The sequence below is a fragment of the Pseudomonas sp. ChxA genome, assembly GCF_030263855.1.
Taxonomy (GTDB): domain Bacteria; phylum Pseudomonadota; class Gammaproteobacteria; order Pseudomonadales; family Pseudomonadaceae; genus Aquipseudomonas; species Aquipseudomonas fluorescens_CB.
This window is the reverse complement of record NZ_JARPMK010000002.1, coordinates 462,012-482,672: the sequence shown is the minus strand read 5'-3', so window position 1 is coordinate 482,672 and position 20,661 is coordinate 462,012. Positions and strand designations below refer to the sequence as shown.

Sequence of the window (20,661 nt, the reverse complement as noted above, 5' to 3'; positions counted from 1 at the left end):
CAGTTTATCAACTGACGACACGCAGCGGGGCGCCGCTGAAAAAGCCTTGGGCGTTTTCAGCCAGTTGGCCGACGATACGCTGGCGCGCTTCGCGACTGCCCCAGGCATTGTGGGGTGTGACGATCAAACGAGGAATGTCGCCGGCCAGCAGCGGGTTGCCATTCACGGGTGGTTCCACGCTCAGCACGTCGGTGGCCGCGCCGCCCAAATGGCCGCTACGCAAGGCATCCGCCAGCGCCTGTTCGTTGATCAAACCGCCGCGCGCGGTGTTGACGATAAACGCGCCCGGTTTGAGCAACGCCAGTTCGCGGGCACCGATGAAGTCGCGCGTGTGTTCATTGAGCGGGCAGTGCAAGGTCAGCGCGTCGACCTGTGCGAGCAACTCATCCAGCGGCACGCGGTCGGCGCGGGCAGGGCGCCCGGGAATGGCGCCGAGCACCACGCGCATGCCGAAGGCTTCGGCCAGGCGTGCCACCGCGCCACCCAGTTCACCATGGCCGAGCAGGCCGAGGGTTTTGCCTTCCAGCTCGACAATCGGGTAGTCCAGCAGGCAGAACTGCTTGGCCTGTTGCCATTTGCCGGCCGCCACATCCTGTTGATAGTCCTTCAGACGCGTCGCCAGGTTGAGCAGCAGCATGATCGTGTGCTGCGCCACCGAAGGCGTGCCGTAGCCGTGGCAATTGCTCACGGTAATGCCGTGCGCGCGGGCGGCGTCGAGGTCGATGTTGTTGGTGCCGGTGGCCGACACCAGGATCAGCTTGAGCTCGGGGCAGGCCGCCAGGGTTTGCGCGTTAAGGGCGATCTTGTTACTGATCACCACCTGGGCGCCGTGTACACGTTCAAGCACATTCTGTGGCGAGGTGTCGGTGAACAGCTCAAGGTCACTGAAGCTGTTGCGCAGCTCGCTGAGGTCGAGGTCGCCCAGGTCCAGGGACGGGTGATCAAGGAAGACGGCGCGGCGATTGTTCATTCTCAACTGTACCTTTTGCGACGAGGTTCGAAGGCGTAATCTGCCGAGCCTATCAGATGAAATAATCAGTTACTTAATGGAGTGAACATGTACGTCGCCGAGTTTTTGACCGTAGCCCTGATTCACTTGTTGGCGGTGGCCAGCCCCGGCCCGGATTTCGCCGTGGTGGTGCGCGAAAGTGTTACCCATGGCCGTCGCGCCGGCACCTGGACTGCGCTGGGCGTGGGCTCGGCGATTTTCCTGCACGTGGGTTACTCGCTGCTGGGCATCGGCTTGATCGTGTCGCAGTCCATTGTGCTGTTCAACGCGCTGAAGTGGGCCGCCGCTGCGTACCTGCTGTACATCGGCTTCAAGGCCCTGCGCGCGCAACCGGCAAAGCCGCCGGCCGAGGGCGAGTTGCACCGCGAAGTGGGCGAGCGCACCCCACGCGGGGCGTTTACCGCAGGTTTTGTCACCAATGGCTTGAACCCGAAGGCCACGCTGTTCTTCCTGTCGCTGTTCACTGTGGTGATCAACCCGCACACGCCGCTGGCGATCCAGGCCGGTTACGGTGTGTACCTGGCGGTGGCGACGGCGTTGTGGTTTTGCCTGGTGGCCATGCTGTTCAGCCAGCAGCGCGTACGCGCCGGGTTTGCGCGGATGGGCCATTGGTTTGATCGGACCATGGGCGCGGTGCTGATTGCCATTGGTGTGAAGTTGGCGTTTACCAGCATGAAATAACGCCACACGGGTAACACACGGTCCCTGTGGGAGCCGGGCTTGCCCGCGATGCAGGCGCCTCGATGTATCAGTTGCACCGAGGCGACGCTATCGCAGGCAAGCCAGCTCCCACAGGGAATCGCTATAAGGCTCCAGTAATGGCGCAAAGCTAGCATTCATTGGCCGCTGCAAATCATTCCTTTGGCTGATTTGGCTGAAACATTAGCGCTCTACAGTGCAGGTCTTAGCCAAGACCGTGCAGTCAGATAAGGGATTCGTATGTTGCAGACCCGTGTTATCCCGCCCGCCGAAGGCGCTTACCAATACCCGCTGTTGATCAAACGCCTGTTGATGTCCGGGGCGCGTTACGAGAAGACCCGGGAAATCATCTACCGCGACAAGCTGCGCTACACCTACCCAACCCTGATCGAGCGGGTCGCGCGCCTGGCCAATGTGCTCACCGAGGCCGGGGTCAAGGCCGGGGACACCGTGGCCGTAATGGACTGGGACAGCCACCGTTACCTGGAGTGCATGTTCGCTATCCCGATGATCGGCGCGGTGATCCACACCATCAACGTGCGCCTGTCGCCGGAACAGATTCTCTACACCATGAACCACGCCGAGGACCGCTTTGTGCTGGTCAACAGCGAGTTCGTGGGGCTCTACCAGGCGATTGCCGGGCATCTGACCACCGTCGACAAGACCCTGCTGCTCACCGACGCCGACGCCAAGACTGCCGATTTGCCCAACCTGGTCGGCGAGTACGAAACCTTGCTGGCGGCCGCCAGCCCCAAGTACGACTTCCAGGACTTCGACGAAAACTCCGTCGCCACCACCTTCTACACCACCGGCACCACCGGCAACCCCAAAGGCGTGTACTTCACCCATCGCCAATTGGTGCTGCACACCATGGGCGTGGCGACCATCATGGGCAGTGTCGACAGCGTGCGCCTGCTGGGCACCAACGACGTGTACATGCCGATTACGCCGATGTTCCACGTGCATGCCTGGGGCCTGCCGTATGTGGCGACCATGCTCGGTTTGAAGCAGGTTTACCCTGGCCGTTACGACCCGGAATACCTGGTGGAGTTGTGGCGCAAAGAAAAGGTCACCTTCTCCCACTGTGTGCCGACCATCCTGCAAATGGTGCTCAACGCAAAGGCCGCCCAGGACGTGGATTTTGGCGGCTGGAAAATCGTCATCGGCGGCAGCGCGCTTAACCGCACGTTGTATGAAGCGTCCAAGGCGCGGGGCATTCAGCTGACGGCCGCGTATGGCATGTCCGAAACCGGGCCGCTGGTGTCCTGCGCTCACCTCAACGAAGAGTTGATGGCGGGTACCGAGGACGAGCGCACCACCTACCGCATCAAGGCCGGCGTGCCCGGGCCGTTGGTGGAAGCGGCGATTGTCGACGGCGACGGCAACTTCTTGCCTGCCGACGGCGAGTCTCAGGGCGAACTGGTGCTGCGTGCGCCGTGGCTCAGCGAAGGTTATTTCAACGAGCCGCAAAAGGGCGCCGAGCTGTGGGAGGGCGGCTGGATGCACACCGGTGACGTGGCCACCCTGGACGCGTTTGGCGTGATCGATATTCGCGACCGCATCAAGGACGTGATCAAGACCGGCGGCGAGTGGATTTCGTCATTGGCCCTCGAAGATCTGGTCAGCCGTCACCCGGCGGTACGCGAAGTAGCGGTGGTGGGCATCGCCGACCCACAGTGGGGCGAGCGCCCGTTTGCGTTGCTGGTGGTGCGTGATGGCCATGTGATAGGTGCCCGCGAGCTCAAGGAGCACCTCAAGCCGTTCGTGGAGTTGGGCCACTTGAGCAAGTGGGCGATCCCAAGCCAGATCGCCGTTGTTACTGAAATTCCCAAGACCAGTGTCGGCAAACTCGACAAAAAACGTATCCGCGTTGACATTATCGAGTGGCAGGCCAACAACAGCACGTTCCTGTCCACGCTCTGACCCCCTTCGCCGCGCCCGTTCGGGCGCGGCAATGCTCTAACTCGCGGCTTCACTTGTGATTTCAGGATTTTCAGCCATCCTTCCCACGCCGACCGTTGTCGGCGTGGCGAAAGGGTTGTGGCAGACAGGTTGGTGATGCAAATCACACTTTAGAGGGATCAAGCGCTACCCCCTGCTGGCTATAGTCCATCTCAGAGTTTTTCACGGATGTTGCGCTGCGGGCCATGGGGGCCCGGTTGCCGTTCGGCATTGGAATCGTTGTATTCCGGCCGTTACATGCATCCAGAAGAAAGAACTCACTGCCATAACAATAATGCACATGGAGTAGCGTCGATGACCTCAGTAAACCAGTTCTGGCGCCGGGCAAGACTGCCCCTGGCCGTCAGTCTCGCTTCTACGCTCGCCGGGCCTGCATTCGGCGTCAGTTTCAACATCGGTGAAATCGAAGGCAGCTTCGACTCATCCCTGTCGGTGGGGGCGAGCTGGTCGACTGCCGGTCGCAATAAAGACCTGATCGGTGCCAACAACGGTGGCAGAGGGCTGTCGCAGACCTCCGATGACGGCCACTTGAACTTCGACAAGGGCGATTCCTTCTCGAAGATCTTCAAGGGTATCCATGACCTTGAGTTGAAATACGGCGACACCGGCATCTTCGTGCGTGGCAAGTACTGGTATGACTTCGCGCTGCAAAACGAAGACCTGGACTTCAAGAACGTCAGCAACAACAACCGCAAAGAGGGCGCCAAGTCTTCCGGCGGGCAGATCCTCGATGCCTTCATCTACCACAACTACACCATCGCCGATCAGCCGGGTAACGTGCGGTTTGGCAAGCAGGTAGTGAGCTGGGGTGAAAGTACCTTCATTGGTGGCGGTATCAACTCCATCAACCCGATCGACGTGTCCGCGTTCCGTCGTCCGGGCGCCGAAATCAAGGAAGGCTTGATTCCGGTCAACATGTTCTACGTGTCGCAGACCCTGACCGATAACCTCTCGGCCGAAGCGTTTTATCAGCTGGAATGGGACCAGACCGTCACCGATAACTGCGGTACATTCTTCTCCCAGCCGGACGTCATCTCGGATGGTTGCAGCAATAACCTTCGGGTGCTGAACAAGCGCTCCACCATCCCTGGCGCGGCCTTGCCGACCCTTAATGCCCTGGGCGTGGATGTAAACAACGAAGGTGTGCTGGTACGTCGCGGCGGTGACCGTGATGCACGCGACAGCGGCCAGTTCGGCGTGGCCATGCACTACAACTTCGAGCCACTGGACACGGAGTTCGGTGCGTACTTCATGAACTACCACAGCCGTGCGCCGATCTTCAGCGCCACCGGCGCGCCAAACTCGGCCTACACCCGTCCGCTGGGGCCGCTGGCGGCCTTGCGTCCATTGATCGTGGCAGGCAGCTCCCAGTACTTCGTTGAGTACCCGGAAGATATCCGCCTCTACGGCTTGAGCTTCTCCACCACGCTGCCTACCGGCACTGCCTGGAGTGGTGAACTGAGCTACCGGCCAAACGCGCCGGTACAACTGAGCACCACCGATATCCTGTACGCGGGCGTCACGCCGATTCCGGGCTTTGGCAATGCATCGGTGCTCAAGGGCACACCGGGCCAGGACCTGCATGGCTACAACCGTAAGGAAGTGACCCAGTTCCAGACCACCTTCACGCACTTCTTCGACCAAGTCATGGGCGCTACTCGCCTGACCACCGTGGGCGAAATCGGCGTGACTCATGTGGGCGGCCTCGAGAGCAAAAACCAGGCACGTTATGGCCGTGATCCGGTCTTCGGCCCTGGCACGCTGCCTGGCGGCTTCTGCAATGCGCTTAACAATTCGACAGCCAACGGCGCAGGCCTGCCGAATGCGTCCGGCCTGAACACCAACTGCAACAACGACGGCTACACCACCGCCACGTCCTGGGGTTATCGCGCCCGGGCCATCTGGGAATACCCGGATGTGTTTGCCGGTGTAAACCTCAAGCCCAACGTGGCCTGGTCCCATGACGTCAAAGGCTATTCGCCTGGCCCTGGAGGCAACTTTGAAGAAGGTCGCAAGGCCGTCAGCCTGGGTGTGGATGCCGAGTACCAGAACACCTACACCGTCAGCCTGAATTACACCAACTTCTTTGGTGGCAAGTTCACCACCGTGGATGACCGTGACTTCATCGCGCTGAGCGCCGGCGTGAACTTCTAAGCACAACCTCTTTAAGCAGTCTGTTTTCAGGAAGAACCAGAACATGAAAATAACTAAAAGTCTGTTGCACGTGGGTGTGCTTGGGCTGTCGATCCTGGCGAGCAACGTCATGGCGGCAGTCTCGGCGGATGAAGCCGCCAAGTTGGGCACGACCCTGACGCCGATGGGCGCCGAAATGGCCGGTAACGCGGCCGGCACCATTCCTAAATGGTCGCCGCTGCCTACCAATGCCGGCGCCGTTGATGCCCGTGGCTTCCTGGCCAACCCGTATGCCAGCGAACAGCCGCAGTTCACTATCACCGCGCAGAACGTCGAGCAGTACAAAGACAAGCTGGCGCCGGGGCAGTACGCGATGTTCAAGCGCTACCCGGACACCTTCAAGATGCCGGTCTACCCGACCCATCGCGGCGCTACCGTGCCGGCCGAGGTGTTTGCCTCGATCAAGAAGAACGCCACCAGCACCAACCTGGTGTCTGGCGGCAACGGCCTGGAAAACTTCGAAACCGCGGTTCCGTTCCCGATTCCGAAAAGCGGCGTGGAAGTTATCTGGAACCACATCACCCGCTATCGCGGTGGCAGCGTGACCCGCCTGGTAACCCAGGCCACGCCGCAAACCAACGGCTCGTTCAGCCTGGTGTACTTCCGCGATCAGTTCGTGTTCCGCGACAAGATGAAGGACTACGATCCGAAAAACCCCGGCAACGTGCTGTTCTACTTCAAGCAGCAAGTCACCGCACCGGCGCGTCTGGCCGGTGGTGTGCTGCTGGTGCACGAAACCCTGGACCAGGTTAAAGAGCCGCGTTCGGCGTGGGTCTACAACGCCGGCCAGCGCCGTGTGCGCCGGGCGCCGCAAGTGTCCTATGACGGGCCGGGTACCGCTGCCGATGGCCTGCGTACCTCCGACAACCTCGACATGTACAACGGCGCACCGGACCGCTACGACTGGAAGCTTGAAGGCAAGAAAGAAATCTACATCGCCTCCAACAGCTACAAGATCGACGATCCGAAGCTCAAATATGCCGACATCATCAAGGCCGGCCACATCAACCAGGACCTGGCCCGCTACGAGCTGCGCCGCGTCTGGCACGTGGTTGCGACCCTGAAGGAAGGCCAGCGTCACATCTATGCCAAGCGTGACTTCTTCATCGACGAAGACACCTGGCAAGCAGCGGTTATCGACCACTACGACGGTCGCGGCCAACTGTGGCGCGTCGCCGAAGCCCATGCCGAGAACTACTACGACAAGCAAGTGCCGTGGTACGCCATCGAAACCCTCTACGACCTGCAGTCCGGCCGCTACCTGGCCCTGGGCATGAAGAACGAAGAGAAGCAGGCGTATGACTTCGGTTTCACCGCCTCCACCGCAGACTTCTCCCCGGCGGCCCTGCGCCAGGATGGGGTTCGCTAAGCTGCTTTAACTGAGGCCGCATCCTCAGCGTTAAGCCCCGACTGGTTCGGGGCTTTTTTATGCGGGGATATTTTTTGTCGCAGTTCTTTTTCAGGCAAATGTCGCAAAGATCTACAAACCCGCCGCTTTTACCGCTAGTCTGCGGACATCTGCAATGCCGACAACAGCCTTCTACAAGAGCCCGGCGATGACTGATCTGTCCCGAATCCAAGGCCCTGCAAGCGCGGTGATTCCGACCCTGGAAGCGCGTTTCTACAGGCCGCCTTTGCCTGATGGCTATGTGCTGCGCCCGCGCCTGTGCGAACGCTTGAGCGCGGGTCTTGCAGGGCGACTGTTGCTGGTGAGTGCCCCGGCCGGGTTCGGCAAAAGTTCGTTGGCGGTGGAGTTTTGTCAGAGCCTGCCGGCGCATTGGCAAAGCCTGTGGCTGGGCCTGAGCCCGCGAGATAACGACCCCGGCCGTTTCCTTGAGCGCTTGCTCGACGGCTTGCAGCAATATTTCCCGCAACTCGGCGCCCAATCCCTGGGTTTGCTGAAAATGCGTCAGCGTCACCAACCCTTTGCCTTTGAAGAATGGCTCGACGGCTTGCTCGACGAGCTGACGCTGCACCTGTCCACGCGCGCGCCCTTGCTGCTGGTGCTGGATGACTACCATCTGGCCCAGGGCCCGGTGCTGGACCGCTGCCTGCAATTTTTCCTCAATCATTTACCCGATGGGCTGCTGGTTTTGGTCACCAGCCGCCAGCGCCCGGACTGGCACCTGGCGCGGCTGCGACTCTCGCGCCACCTGCTGGAGCTGCACGAACAAGACCTGCGCCTGACCCACGACGAATCGCTGGCCGTACTCGACAGGCACAGCAGCTCGTTGCGCGGCGAAGCCCTGGACAACCTGATCCGTCGCAGCGAGGGCTGGGTGGCTGGCCTGCGCTTCTGGCTGCTGGCCCTCTCCGAAGCTGGCAATGAAGCCGCGTTGCCGCAACATTTGCACGGTGGCGAAGGGCTGATCCGCGACTATCTGCTCGAAGAAGTCATTGATTGCCTGCCGGCAGAGGTGCAAGCCTTCCTTTACGACACCGCCCCGCAGGATCGTTTTTGCAGCGATTTGTGCGACGCCGTGCGCGAAGCCCACGACAGCGCGCACATCCTCGGTTATTTGCAGGCCCACCAAGTGTTTCTGGTGCCGCTCGATGAGCAGGGCCACTGGTATCGCTATCACCATCTGTTTTCCGACCTGTTGCGTACTCGACGTGCGAGCAGTTCCACCGTGCCGATTGCCAGCCTGCACCTGCGTGCCTGCCGCTGGTTCAACACCCAGGGCTTGATCGATGAAGCAGTGGAGCAGGCATTGCGCGCCGGCCATCTGGATGTGGCGGCGAACCTGGTGCAGAACCTGTCGGAGGAGCAACTGCTGGCCGAGCAGAATGTCGGCATGCTGCTGCGCTGGAAGATGGACTTGCCCGACAGCCTGCTGATCAGCACGCCGCGTTTGATCGTGCTCTACAGCTGGGCATTGGGCCTGGCCTGCCAACTGGATGCGGCCGAAGAACTCTCCGGTTACCTCAGCCGCTTCCTGCCGGCGCCATCGGCCACTGCGCAAAAGTCGATGCTGGCCCAATGGTTGGCGCTGAGCGGGATTATCGCCCGTGGCCGAGGCGATCGTGAGTCGACCCTGCGCTACTGCAGCGAGGCGTTGGAAAGCTTGCCGCAAAAACGTTATGGCCAGCGCCTGATGTGCCTGTCGACCTTGTCCAACCTGGCCATCGTCGATGCCGACTTGTGGCGTGCCCGTGGCCTGAATCGCGAATCCCTGGAGCTGGCGCAGCGCGTCGGTAACCCGCTGTTCGAGGCGTTGGCCCATTACGATCGCGCGCGGGTGCTGCAGGCGCGCGGCGAAATCCTGCGATCCCTGGACGAAGTGCGTCAGGGCCTGCAACGCCTGCACGGCTTGGCGCCGCAGCGGCTGTACGCGGTGCGCGCGCGGTTGTCGCTTTACGAGGGCTACTTATTGCTGGTGCGCTATCAGCCCGAGGCCGGCCTTGTCCGTTTACGCGCGGGTCTGAACGAAGCCCGTGCTTGCCGGGATATCAGCGTGCTGATCGGGCATTGTGTGATTGCCAGCTTTGAAGGGCGCCGGGGGGATTTTCCCACGGCGTTTGCCGAGCTTGCCGAAGCTGAGCGCTTGATGCACATCTGGGATGTGCCGCCGATCTACTACTTGGCAATGATCACCCTGATCAAATGCGAGCTGTGGCTGGCTCAAGGCCGCACTGACTTGGCCGAGGCCTGGTTGACCCGGCTGGGGCAAACCTACAACGGTGAACACGCCGCCGCCGCGCCGGAGTTCCACCCGCACTTGCCGCAACATATCGGGCTGCAACAGGCTGCGTTGGACGCCACCCGTCATCAGCCGGCCTCCGCGTTGCAACGCCTCGAGGAGCTGGCGCAGCAGGCGCACAACAGTGGGCGGCAAATGATTGCCCTGATGGCCCTGACCCAGCAGGCGCAGTTGCTGCTGGAGTGCGGGCAGCAAGACCAAGCCCGGCAAGTATTGGCCCGCGCCCTTGAGGCGGGCGCCGGTGGGGCGTTGCAACCCTTTCAGCGGTTGCTGGAGAGTTATCCGGATTGGATGCGTGAACAGCTTGGCCGGGAGGCTCATGGTTTGCTGAACCAGAGTTTGTTGGCGCTGTTGCCGGTGGCTGCGATCGTTGAGGCATCACCGAATCATGAAACCTTGAGCGCACGTGAACTGGCGGTGCTGAAGTTGATTGCCCAAGGGTGTTCCAACCAGGAAATCAGCAATCAGTTGTTTATTTCCCTGCACACCGTGAAAACCCACGCCAGCCATATCAACAGCAAGCTGGGTGTAGAGCGCCGGACTCAAGCAGTGGCACGGGCCAAGTCGATGGGGCTGCTGGCCTGATAATGCGGCAACTTTCCCGTGGGAGCTGATATGTGTGAGAGCTGGCTTATGTGGGAGCTGGCTTGCCTGCGATGCAGGCACCTCGGTCTACCAGTCAAACTGAGGTGATGCTATCGCAGGCAAGCCAGCTCCCACACTGGTCTGACTGTCTCGCTACGGCGCAGTCGGGCAGGCTTTCAGCGACGTGTCGGCGGTTTTGCTGACCAGCGCGGCGAAGCGCTTGAGGTTGTTCTGATGCGCCGCTACCAAGTCGTCAATACTCGGGCCTGCGGGTGTCTGCAAGGTGGTGCGGCAGGTCAGCGGTGCGGCATCTGCGCCGCTTGCGGGCCGCAGGCGCCAGCGCACATCGAGCAGTGCGTATTGGCCCGGCACCGAGTCAAATCGCTGCACTTCAAGGCGCAACGACAGGCGCTGCCGGGAGTGACTGTTGGCCAGTTGGTCCACCAGCGCGCTTTTCAGTTCATCCGCCAGGGTAGCGGCCCACCATTGGGTTTCAAGGATCGCCACACCACTGTCGCCCTGGCGAATCACGATCTGCGCGCGGTCGACCTGAGGCGGCACGCTGATGCTTTCAATGCGGATATCGCTGGCCTGTGCTTGTGTGCTGTTATTCCAGTGCGCCGGGGTAAGCGTGTGGAACGCAATCGGCTCACTGCGACACGCCGCGAGCAGCGCCAGCGCGGCGACCAAGGTGAGTTTCAAGGGGAAGGTCATGGCGGCTCCAATGGTCATTTGCGCGGTGGCCCTTGCAGGTCTGTTGGCGCGGCGCTGTCAGGGCGACCGCGAATCAGCGATTCCGGATGCCGGCCCAGGTAGTCCGACAGCTCACGCAAAGAGCGCGACATGCGCGCCAGTTCATCCAGGGTCTGGGTCAGTTGTTCACGCTGCGGTGAGTCTTCGGCCAGGGTTGAGTTGGCCGACTGCAAGGTCTTGCTCACGTCGCCCAGGGTGGTCTGCACGCCGGGCAGGGTCTTGGCGTTGAACTGGGCAAGGCTTTTGCGCAGCTCGACCAGGCTGCCGTCGAGGTTGCCGGCGATGCGCTCGATCGGCAGTTGGTTGACCTTGTTGACGATACCTTCGAGTTTCTCCTGCAATTGTTCAAGGTTGCCGGGGATGGTCGGAATGTTGACCGGGCGCAGGTTCGGGTCAAACACGACTTTGTCGGCTTTCGGGAAGAAATCCAGGGCGATGTACAGCTGGCCGGTCAGCAAGTTGCCGCTGCGGGCCTGAGCGCGCAGGCCGTTTTCGATAAAGGTGCCGATCAGGCGCACGCCGCCCGCTTCATCGTTGGGGTCATGGTTGGTAGCCTTGAGCAGCTTGGTGTTGGCTTCGCCGAGCAACTGCGGGTAAATCACGATGCCGACGTTGATCGGGAAACTGCGTTTCTTGGCATCGAAGTCCAGGTTGATCGACACCACTTTGCCGAACTCGACCCCAAGGAACTCCACCGGCGCGCCGACCTTGAGCCCGCGCAGTGCCTGATCAAAACGCAGGGCCATGTATTGCCCTTGACCGTTGGGCGGGGCGAGGGCGCTTTGCTGGTCGTCGAACAGCTCATAGGTGTGATCTTCGCTGGCCGATTTGTCGTTGGGGCTGTAGGGCGGCGCCTGGAACGCGATGCCGCCGGCCAACATCGATGACAAGGACTCGGTTTTCAGAGCGAAACCATTCGCGCCGACGCTCAGGTCGATGCCGCTGGCATTCCAGAAGCGGGTATTTTCGGTGACGTACACATCATTGGGCGCATGCACGAAGACCTCGATCTTCACGCCCTTGCCATCGTCATCCAGCTCATAGGCCACGACCTGGCCCACCGGGATCTTGCGGTAGTACACCGGCGAGCCGATATCCAGTGAGCCGAGGCCCTGGGTATGCAACGTGAAACGTTTGCCCGGTTCGCCATAGGTAATGGGTGGCGGGTTTTCCAGGCCTTTGAACTGTTTGGCGCGGGTGTCGGATTGGCCGATATCGGCGCCGATATAGTCACCGGACAGCAAGGTATCGATGCCGGACACGCCCCCGGCGCCGATGCGCGGGCGCACCACCCAGAATTTGGAGTCTTCACGGGTGAAGCTTTCCGCCTGCTTGGCCAACTTGATGGTGGCGTTGACGCTTTTCTGGTCATCGCTCAAGGCCACATCCGAGACTTGGCCGATCACCACGTTGCGGTATTTGACCTCGGTTTTATTCGCGACCAGGCCGTTGCCGGTCTTGAAGTTGAGGACGATCACCGGCCCCTGTTGCAGCACGTTGTGTACCACCAGCGAGATGCCCACCAGCACTGCCACAATCGGCACGATCCACACCAGCGAAACGCTGAAGCGCCGCGTCTTGATCGCCGGTGAGCCGGCAGGCGTGTCAGTGTTGTGTGAACTCATCCGAGATCTCCTCGTTGTGTGGGTTTTCCCAGATCAGGCGCGGGTCGAAACTCATGGCCGCGAGCATGGTAAACACCACCACAAGGCCAAAAAACAAAATACCCAGGCGCGGCTCGATGGTGCCCAGCGCCTGGAACTTCACCAACGCGGCCACCAGCGCGACCACAATTACGTCGAGCATGGACCAGTAGCCGATCAGTTCGACGAACCGAAACAGCTTCGAGCGCTCTTTGCGCGCCCACTGGCTGTTGCGCTGCACGGTGACCAGCAGCAGTGTCAGCGAGACAAACTTGATGCCCGGGACCGCAATGCTGGCAATGAAAATGATCAGGGCAATGTCCCAGGCGCCATGCTGCCAGAACTCCAGCACGCCGCTCATGATGGTGCTGTCTGCGCCGGAACCGAGCATGGTGGTGTTCATCACCGGCAGTAAATTCGCCGGGATATAAAATGCCAGTGCCGTGAGCATGTAGGCCCAGGTGCGGGTCAGCGAATGGAGTTTGCGCCGATGCAGCGGCGCGCCGCAGCGCTCGCACTCGCTGGGTTCGTCGCGCATGTCGCACGGCTGGCCGCAGGTGTGGCACAGGCACAGGTTGAGTTCGCGCGCGGTCGGTGGTGAGTTCATACGGCGTCCCACAAGTCGCGTACATCACGCCCGGCGATGCGAATCAGCAGCAAGGCGAGGGCGGCGAGGGCAAACAGGCCGGTGCCGGGGATCACGTCGAGCATGCCGGCCAACTTGAACACCGCGACCATCGCGCCCAACAGGCAGACTTCGAGCATGCTCCATGGCCGCAGCGCTTCAAGCCAGCGCATGCACACTTTGAACGCTGGCGAGCGCTTGCCGGTCAAGGCGAAACTCAGCACCCACAACAGCAATAGCAGTTGAAACACCGGAGCGATGATGATCGAGATCGCCGCCACCAGCGCAATAAAGGTGATCGGCCCCAGGCTCAGCGCCACCACCGAGTCCCACAAGGTCGCGCTGTTTTTAAGGCCTTGCAGGCTGATGCTCATCACCGGATAGAAATTGGCAAAGGTCCACAACACCGCTGCGGTGATGGTAAGCGCGAGGCGCTGTTGCACCGACAACCCGTTGTAGCGCTGCAACACGCCTGCGCAACGGGTGCACAGGGCTTTTTGATGTTTGGCGAGCGTGACCTTGTCGTACACGCAATCGCAGTGTTCACAGATGATCCGTTGATTGGCCATAAGCCTTGCTCCAAACGCGACGCTGCGGTGCGGGTTCCATGGCGCTCGAGTAGCTTAGCAGCTGATGCCCTTCGATTCCGGGGCAAGCTCCACCATACTGCGTCTGGAATGTGCCATAGAGCTTGCAGGAACGCCCATGAATATCGAAAAACCCGCGCTGATCCGCGAAACCTTCCCCGTCGGCCCTTTGCAGTGCAACTGCACCATCATCGGCGACCCGATCAGCAAAAAAGCCATTGTGGTCGACCCGGGCGGCAATCACGAACTGATCCTGGCGCGTCTGGATGCGCTGGGCCTCAAGGTGGTGAGCATTATCCATACCCACGCCCACTTGGATCACTTCCTGGCGTCCGGCCAGCTCAAAGAGAAGACCGGCGCCACGCTGCACTTGCACAAAGAAGATCAATTTCTTTGGGATAACCTGGAAATGCAATGCCAGATGTTTCGCGTGCCCTACACACCGGTACCGTCGCCGGATCGCTGGCTGGAGGACGACGAGGAGTTGGCCTGTGGCTGCGGGGTTGCGTTGCATACGCCGGGGCACACGCCGGGTTCGATGAGCTTCTGGTTTGCCGATGCCAAGTTGCTGATCGCCGGCGACACCTTGTTCAAGCGCGGCGTGGGACGTACCGACCTGTGGGGTGGCGACCAGGCGACTATCGTGCGTTCGATCAAGCAGCGTTTGTACACCTTGGACGAGGGCGCGACGGTGGTTACGGGGCACGGCCCGGATACCTGCTTGGGCGATGAGATGCGCGAGAACCCGTTCGTGCGGGCGTAACAGGCGCGGAGGGAATATTTGCGCGGGCGAGGCTGTTCTTCAGAAAGAATCGTCTTGGCAGGTCGCGTTCAGACTTGGCCTGCTACGGTTTATCTAGCGGGGATACTGTTCAATGTTTTGTTACAGGTGGGAAAGTGGCCACGGAATTTTTACCGTTTGTCGCGATCCAAACTCGGCACAGGCCCATTGCCAATGTCCTTTGCACCACAGAATGCAAAAGTAGGAGCTCCCTTCATGTTTACTCCGCGTCGTCTTCTTGTTGTTGCCACCGCCGTAGCCCTGTTGTCCGGCTGCGCTTCACCCAATCCTTATGACGGCAGCCAGGGACAGGCCAGCAATGGTTCCGAAGGGGGCATCAGCAAAACCGCCAAATACGGCGGCCTGGGTGCTTTGGCCGGTGCGCTGGCGGGTGCTGCCATTGACCATAACAACCGTGGCAAGGGCGCACTGATCGGTGGTGCCATTGCAGGCCTGGGCGCCGCCGGTTATGGCTACTACGCCGACCAGCAGGAAAAGAAACTGCGTGAAAGCATGGCCAACACCGGTGTTGAGGTGCAGCGCCAAGGCGACCAGATCAAGTTGATCATGCCGGGCAACATCACCTTCGCGACCAACTCCGACGCCATTGCCAGCAGTTTTTACCAGCCGCTCAATAACCTGGCCAACTCCCTCAAGCAGTTCAACCAGAACACCATCCAGATCGTCGGCTACACCGACAGCACGGGTAGCCGCCAGTTGAACATGGACCTGTCCCAGCGTCGTGCCCAGAGCGTGGCCAACTACCTGACCTCTCAAGGCGTGAGCCCGACCAACCTGAGTGCCCGTGGCGCCGGCCCGGATAACCCGATTGCCAGCAACGCCGACGTGAATGGCCGTGCCCAGAACCGTCGCGTTGAGGTCAACCTCGGCCCGATCCCTGGCCAGCAATACGGCCAGCCTGGTCAACAGCAGCAGCAACAACAGGCGCCGCAGCAGAACAACCAGTTCCAGGGCAACCCGTACCAGCAGTACCAGTAAACCCTGGGCATTAAAAAGGGCGCCGTGCAGTCAATGCACGGCGCCCTTTTTTGTGGCTGGCGATTACATCAGTCGATGTATTCGAACACCTTCACGATCTTCTGCACACCGGACACACCCTGGACCAGGTTGGCCGCACGGGTGGCTTCCGCCTGGGTCAGCAGGCCCATCATGTAGACGATGCCATTATCGGTGACGATCTTGATGCGCGAGCCGGGTACACCGCTGTCGGTGAGCATCTGCGCCTTGATCTTGGTGGTCAGCAACGCATCGTTGCTGATGGCCAGCAGCGTGATCGGGTCCATGACCTGCAGCTCGTTGTGGACCTTCTTGACCCGCTGAACCGTCGAGGCGGCTTGTTCGGCCTGGGCCTTGAGATCAGCTCGCGGCGTCTGCCCGGCCAGCAGCACCACGCCGTTGAAGCTGGTGACCACAATGCGCGAGGCACCGTTGCCCAGGTCGGTAGCGGCCTTGGCGACGTTGACCTTGACCTTGGTTTCGATCAGCGAGTCGTCGATGGTGCTGCCGAAAGTGCGTGTGCCCCGGTCATCCTGAATGGGTGTGTCACGTGTCGCAGTGATTGCCGTGCTGCAGCCGCTGATGGCGAGGCACAGCGTAATGGCCAAAAGGCTGAGGCGGTTAACGGTCATTCTTCACTCCCGAACAGTTGGCTGTCGATCAGATCGCACAGGCAGTGGATCGCCAGCAGGTGGACTTCTTGAATGCGTGCAGTGACGTTGGCTGGGACACGGATCTCCACGTCCTCAGGCAATAACAGCGAGGCCATGCCGCCGCCGTCGCGCCCGGTCAAGGCTACGACAATCATTTCGCGGTCATGTGCGGCCTGGATCGCTTGAATAATGTTCGCCGAGTTGCCGCTGGTGGAAATCGCCAGCAACACATCGCCGGGTTGGCCCAGGGCGCGGATCTGCTTGGAGAAGATTTCGTTGTAACTGTAGTCGTTGGCGATCGAGGTGATCGTCGACGAATCGGTGGTCAGGGCGATGGCCGGCAGGCTCGGGCGCTCGCGCTCGAAGCGGTTGAGCAGCTCGGAGGAAAAGTGCTGGGCATCACCGGCCGAACCGCCGTTGCCGCACGAAAGCATTTTGCCCTCGTTGAGCAAGGCATTGACCATGACCTGACTGGCTTGCTCGATGTGCGGTGCAAGTACGTCCATCGCCTGTTGCTTGGTGTCGATACTGGCCTGGAAAAGCTGGCGAATTCGGGATTGCATGTCCATCTGTGTGACCTTAAGTAGCGCGGCTGTTCGGCACAGAAATGTGCAGCCCGCAAAGCAAAGAGCAAAAGTGTGTGGTGAAGATATCCGGGGAATCAGCTGTCGAAGGCATTCTTGAGCCAGTTCAAATCAGCTGGGCCTGCCGGTGTGCTTTCCATGGCAACCACATCGAAACGGCAGGGGCTGTCAGCCCAGCGATGCTCTTTTTGCAGGAAAAACTGCGCGGCGAGTATCAGCTTCTGACGCTTGCGCCCGTCGATACTGGCGAGCGCGCCACCCCATTGTGCGTGTTTTCTGTAGCGGACTTCGACGAATACTACTGTATCGCCGTCAAGCATGACCAGATCAAGCTCACCGCGTTTACATAACCAGTTCTGCGCCAGAAGGCGCAGACCTTGTTGTTGCAGGTAATGGAGAGCTTGCAGTTCGGCGTCCTTGCCGCTTTGTGCGCTGGACCGCTCGGGCATCAGCGCGGGGTGTCCGGCAGGCGTTGAATCTCGCCACCGACGAACTTCGCCCATGGCATCTGGCGGTCGACACGCTGGTAGGCGCCGATGCCCAGGTTGCCCGACAGGCCGTCAACGCGGGTGTCCGGCAGTGCCTTGAGTTGGCCCAGGCGCGGCGCCAGGCGGTAGGCATCCACACCCATCGCATACAGGCGGCCAAGGCTGCCATTGGCCTGTGGCCATTGCGCGGCAACCTGGTTGCGCAGCGGGTCGGTGGTGTTAAGCAGCCATGGGGTTTCGCAGAACATCACGTTGGTCATGTCCAGGTACTGGTTTTTGTCGCCGCTGGCGCTGAACACATGGGACGTCGCATACACAGGCACATCACCGGCGTACTGGAAGTTCAGGGTCGGTTTGATCTGCTGGGCCAGTTGCGGGGTCACAGCCAGGAAGATGAACTCGATGTCCTGGCGGCGCGAAGGTTGCGCGGCGACGTCGGTGCCGACCGTGCTTTGCAGGCTCTTGGCGCGGCCTTCGCTTTTACGCAGTTGGAACAGGTCGGCAATCTGCTGGGCGAGGGCAACCGGCTGATCGACGTACTCGACACCCACCACGGTGCCGCCATTGGCTTCCCAGTCCTGACGGAAGGCTTTATAGACACGCTCGCCCCATTCGCCACGCGGCACCATGGCGGCGGCGCGGTGCAGGCCGTCGGCACGGGCGCGGCGCGAGACTTCGCGGGCTTCGTCTTCAGCGGCCAGGCCGAACTGGAACAGTTGCGGCGGGTTTTCGTTAAGTTCGCTGTAGTTGAGGCCCAGGGTGGTGATCGGCAATTGCCCGCGGGAAGCGAGCTGCTTGACCAGCGGTTTCTCCAGCGGGCCGACCACCAGTTGCACGCCGGCGGCCTGGGCCTTGGCGTAGAAGTCGTCGAGGGAGGTCAGGCGCGAGCTGTCATAGAACTCGATGACCGGGGGTTTCTGCCCGGCTTGTTCGGCCTGGAAGTGCGCGGCCATGAAGCCTTCACGCAGTGCCTTGCCGACCGCCGCCAAAGGGCCTTCCTGCGGCAGCAGCAACGCGATTTTGGTCAATGGCTGGCTGGCCAGCTCCTTGAGCTTGGTCAGTGGGGTCGGCAGGTCGACTGCCGCCGGGTGGCCTGGGTTCTGCGCGCGCCAGGTATCAATGGCGGCTTGCTGTTGTTCCAGGGTACCGGCGCCCTTGATCGCCTGGGCCAGGGTGATCCAGCCGTCGAGGGTCGGGTTGCCGCTGGCTTGCAGTTGCTCAGCAGGCAGCGCGGCGACCAGCGCCCAGATGGCTTCGTGGTTGTTCTTGGCGGCATCACCCGTCAGCAGGGGGGCCATGGCAACTCGCTCACGCGCGGCAGCCAGGGTCTGGCCATCGGCTTCATAGGCGCGGGCATGCACGGTGCCGGTGCGCACCTGCTGGTCAGTCGGCAGTTCCTTCAGGCTTTGCAGGCTGGGGTGGTTCAGGGCAGCCAGCGCAGCTTTGGGCTGGTTGCGCGCCATGGCCAGTTCCGCGGACAGGGTGCTGGCAAACACTTGTGCGGCCGGCTTCAGGACATCCAGGGGCACCTGCGCAAGAATCTGCGCCGAGCGGCCAGGGTTGTTCTGGTGGTAGGCCAGGTCTGCCGCACTCAGGCGCAACATCGCGGCCTTTTCTGGCGTACTGGCGTTGGTGGCCTGTTCGAGCAGTTGCTCGATACTGGCATCCGGGGTCCGAGGGAGGTCGCCAAGGCTGGACGAGGGCGAGCTGGCGCACGCGGCCAGTAAGGCAGCGAGGCAGAGGGCGGAGAGCAGCCGCAGGCAAGCGATCATGTAAGTGTTCCTGATACCGATCAAATTAGCGTGGAATTGTACCCAAGCACTGGCCCAGGCGCGATGTTACTGGCGTGAAACCATCGATTTAGGTCGTGTAAATGTTACGAGCCGGCATCGATGGCCGAACCCGAGGGCATATTATCGAGGCGCCTACGCGCTACAATGCGACTTTTCCTAACCATCGAGGTGTGCGTTTTGACTGCTCCAGGTCCTTTGAATTCCACTGCAGGCTCGCTTTTTGTCGTGGCGACGCCCATTGGCAACCTGGACGACATCAGTGCTCGGGCGCTGAAAGTGTTGCGCGACGTAAAATTGGTCGCGGCGGAAGACACGCGGCACTCCCAGCGTTTGATGCAGCATTTTGGTATCAGCACGCCATTAGCTGCGTGCCATGAGCATAACGAGCGCGAGGAAGGCAGCCGTTTCATCACGCGCTTGCTGGCGGGCGACGATGTGGCGTTGATCTCGGATGCCGGTACCCCGTTGATTTCCGATCCTGGCTACCACCTGGTTCGCCAGGCGCGTGCCGCTGGTATCAATGTAGTGCCAGTTCCGGGAGCGTGCGCGCTGATTGCGGCATTATCGGCTGCCGGCTTGCCGTCGGACCGTTTTATCTTTGAAGGTTTCCTGCCCGCCAAGGCGGTTGGGCGCCGTGCGCGCCTGCAAGCCTTAAAGGAAGAGCCGCGCACCTTGATCTTTTACGAAGCACCGCACCGCATCCTGGAATGCCTGCAAGACATGGAGTTGGTGTTCGGCGGTGAGCGTCTGGCGCTGTTGGCTCGGGAGCTGACCAAGACCTTCGAAACCCTCAAGGGCTTGCCGCTGGAAGAGCTGCGGGCGTTCGTCGAGGGCGACAGTAACCAGCAGCGCGGTGAGTGTGTGGTGCTAGTGGCTGGCTGGACCGCGCCGGAAAATGAAGATGCGGTGGGCAGCGAGGCGATGCGCATCCTCGATCTGCTGCTTAAGGAAATGCCGCTTAAGCGTGCGGCAGCCCTGGCGGCTGAAATTACCGGCTTGCGCAAGAATGTGTTGTATCAAGTTGCGCTGGATAAGCAGAAGGCCGAATAGTTCCGGGGTTAAACCGGTCTTCCGTCTGAACGTGATGGCATTGCTGCACTTTTAATACTTGTCCTGAAGCCGCCGTGCCGTTAACCTGCGCGGCGGAGAGTCGATTGGACAGTCGCTGCCCTCTATGAAAATTAGGGGGGGGAGGAAAGTCCGGGCTCCATAGGGCGAAGTGCCAGGTAATGCCTGGGAGGCGTGAGCCTACGGAAAGTGCCACAGAAAATAACCGCCTAAGCACTTCGGTGCCGGTAAGGGTGAAAAGGTGCGGTAAGAGCGCACCGCACGTCTGGCAACAGTTCGTGGCTAGGTAAACCCCACTTGGAGCAAGACCAAATAGGGTCCCAAGGCGTGGCCCGCGCTGGGACCGGGTAGGTTGCTAAAGATGTCCAGTGATGGCCATCGTAGACGAATGACTGTTCAAGACAGAACCCGGCTTACAGATCGACTCTCCACCTTTTTTCCTTCTGTCCGAATCTCGTACAGAAACCTGGTAGTAACGCAAGAATCCCTCCCTGCCAAATCATTGGCAGATGCATCTTCG

Annotated in this window: 17 protein-coding genes and 1 other RNA gene; 9 read left to right on the top strand and 9 right to left on the bottom strand. The window is 60.9% G+C overall.

All coding sequences use genetic code 11. The features are described 5' to 3' along the window. Positions 1 to 7: 7 nt before the first annotated feature. Positions 8 to 970 (bottom strand): 2-hydroxyacid dehydrogenase, encoded by a 963-nt coding sequence (locus P5706_RS27860; protein WP_285683361.1) that lies wholly within the window; start codon positions 968 to 970, stop codon positions 8 to 10. An 87-nt stretch (positions 971 to 1,057) separates the two neighbouring features. On the opposite strand from P5706_RS27860, the gene P5706_RS27855 reads away from it, so the two are divergent. The 5 genes from P5706_RS27855 (at position 1,058) to P5706_RS27835 (ending at position 10,149) form a co-directional block, all read left to right on the top strand. After that, a complete protein-coding gene (locus tag P5706_RS27855; RefSeq protein ID WP_056859000.1) occupies positions 1,058 to 1,690 on the top strand; it encodes a LysE family translocator in 633 nt (210 codons plus the stop codon). A gap of 258 nt (positions 1,691 to 1,948) precedes the next feature. Beyond that, positions 1,949 to 3,631, top strand: a complete 1,683-nt coding sequence (locus P5706_RS27850; protein ID WP_200430821.1) for a fatty acid--CoA ligase — start codon at positions 1,949 to 1,951, stop codon at positions 3,629 to 3,631. A 333-nt stretch (positions 3,632 to 3,964) separates the two neighbouring features. Beyond that, a complete protein-coding gene (locus P5706_RS27845; protein ID WP_285683357.1) occupies positions 3,965 to 5,824 on the top strand; it encodes a DUF1302 domain-containing protein in 1,860 nt (619 codons plus the stop codon). A gap of 43 nt (positions 5,825 to 5,867) precedes the next feature. After that, a complete protein-coding gene (locus tag P5706_RS27840; protein WP_200430823.1) occupies positions 5,868 to 7,232 on the top strand; it encodes a DUF1329 domain-containing protein in 1,365 nt (454 codons plus the stop codon). 187 nt (positions 7,233 to 7,419) lie between these two features. Continuing rightward, on the top strand, positions 7,420 to 10,149 hold the full coding sequence (locus tag P5706_RS27835) for a winged helix-turn-helix domain-containing protein (protein ID WP_285683354.1): 2,730 nt from the start codon (positions 7,420 to 7,422) through the stop codon (positions 10,147 to 10,149). Between the two features lie 153 nt (positions 10,150 to 10,302). On the opposite strand, the gene P5706_RS27830 is transcribed toward P5706_RS27835, so the two are convergent. Genes P5706_RS27830 through P5706_RS27815 form a run of 4 tightly spaced genes read right to left on the bottom strand, consistent with a single transcriptional unit; the run spans position 10,303 to position 13,739 of the window. Continuing rightward, positions 10,303 to 10,863, bottom strand: coding sequence for a PqiC family protein (locus P5706_RS27830; RefSeq protein WP_285683352.1), 561 nt, complete (start codon positions 10,861 to 10,863; stop codon positions 10,303 to 10,305). Between the two features lie 14 nt (positions 10,864 to 10,877). Then, positions 10,878 to 12,527 carry a PqiB family protein gene (locus P5706_RS27825; protein ID WP_285683351.1) on the bottom strand — a complete coding sequence of 550 codons (1,650 nt, stop codon included), beginning with the start codon at positions 12,525 to 12,527 and terminating at the stop codon, positions 10,878 to 10,880. Further along, positions 12,508 to 13,152, bottom strand: a complete 645-nt coding sequence (locus P5706_RS27820; RefSeq protein ID WP_138816799.1) for a paraquat-inducible protein A — start codon at positions 13,150 to 13,152, stop codon at positions 12,508 to 12,510. The genes P5706_RS27825 and P5706_RS27820 overlap by 20 nt, the downstream gene beginning before the upstream one ends. Further along, the gene (locus P5706_RS27815; protein ID WP_285683348.1) at positions 13,149 to 13,739 is read right to left on the bottom strand and encodes a paraquat-inducible protein A; all 591 of its coding nucleotides are present in this window, start codon (positions 13,737 to 13,739) and stop codon (positions 13,149 to 13,151) included. The genes P5706_RS27820 and P5706_RS27815 overlap by 4 nt, the downstream gene beginning before the upstream one ends. 136 nt (positions 13,740 to 13,875) lie before the next feature. Here P5706_RS27815 and P5706_RS27810 point away from each other — a divergent pair, with 136 nt between their 5' ends. Further along, complete coding sequence (locus P5706_RS27810) at positions 13,876 to 14,520, top strand: MBL fold metallo-hydrolase (protein ID WP_200430828.1); 645 nt, start codon at positions 13,876 to 13,878, stop codon at positions 14,518 to 14,520. 234 nt (positions 14,521 to 14,754) lie between these two features. Beyond that, a complete protein-coding gene (locus P5706_RS27805) occupies positions 14,755 to 15,537 on the top strand; it encodes a YiaD family glycine zipper/OmpA-like lipoprotein (protein WP_200430829.1) in 783 nt (260 codons plus the stop codon). Between the two features lie 68 nt (positions 15,538 to 15,605). Here P5706_RS27805 and P5706_RS27800 read toward each other — a convergent pair whose 3' ends face one another. The 4 genes from P5706_RS27800 to P5706_RS27785 form a co-directional block, all read right to left on the bottom strand. After that, a complete protein-coding gene (locus P5706_RS27800) occupies positions 15,606 to 16,187 on the bottom strand; it encodes a BON domain-containing protein (protein ID WP_017138196.1) in 582 nt (193 codons plus the stop codon). Further along, entirely contained in the window at positions 16,184 to 16,777 is a 594-nt protein-coding gene (locus P5706_RS27795) for a phosphoheptose isomerase (protein WP_007904374.1), read from the bottom strand. The genes P5706_RS27800 and P5706_RS27795 overlap by 4 nt, the downstream gene beginning before the upstream one ends. A gap of 92 nt (positions 16,778 to 16,869) precedes the next feature. After that, entirely contained in the window at positions 16,870 to 17,241 is a 372-nt protein-coding gene (locus P5706_RS27790) for a YraN family protein (RefSeq protein ID WP_200430830.1), read from the bottom strand. Continuing rightward, complete coding sequence (locus P5706_RS27785) at positions 17,241 to 19,052, bottom strand: penicillin-binding protein activator (RefSeq protein WP_285683344.1); 1,812 nt, start codon at positions 19,050 to 19,052, stop codon at positions 17,241 to 17,243. Before P5706_RS27785 ends, P5706_RS27790 begins: the two co-directional genes overlap by 1 nt. A 165-nt stretch (positions 19,053 to 19,217) precedes the next feature. Here P5706_RS27785 and rsmI point away from each other — a divergent pair, with 165 nt between their 5' ends. Continuing rightward, entirely contained in the window at positions 19,218 to 20,123 is a 906-nt protein-coding gene (gene rsmI, locus P5706_RS27780; RefSeq protein WP_200430832.1) for a 16S rRNA (cytidine(1402)-2'-O)-methyltransferase, read from the top strand. Between the two features lie 96 nt (positions 20,124 to 20,219). After that, positions 20,220 to 20,573, top strand: an RNA gene (gene rnpB, locus P5706_RS27775) — RNase P RNA component class A. The last annotated feature ends 88 nt before the right edge of the window (positions 20,574 to 20,661 follow it).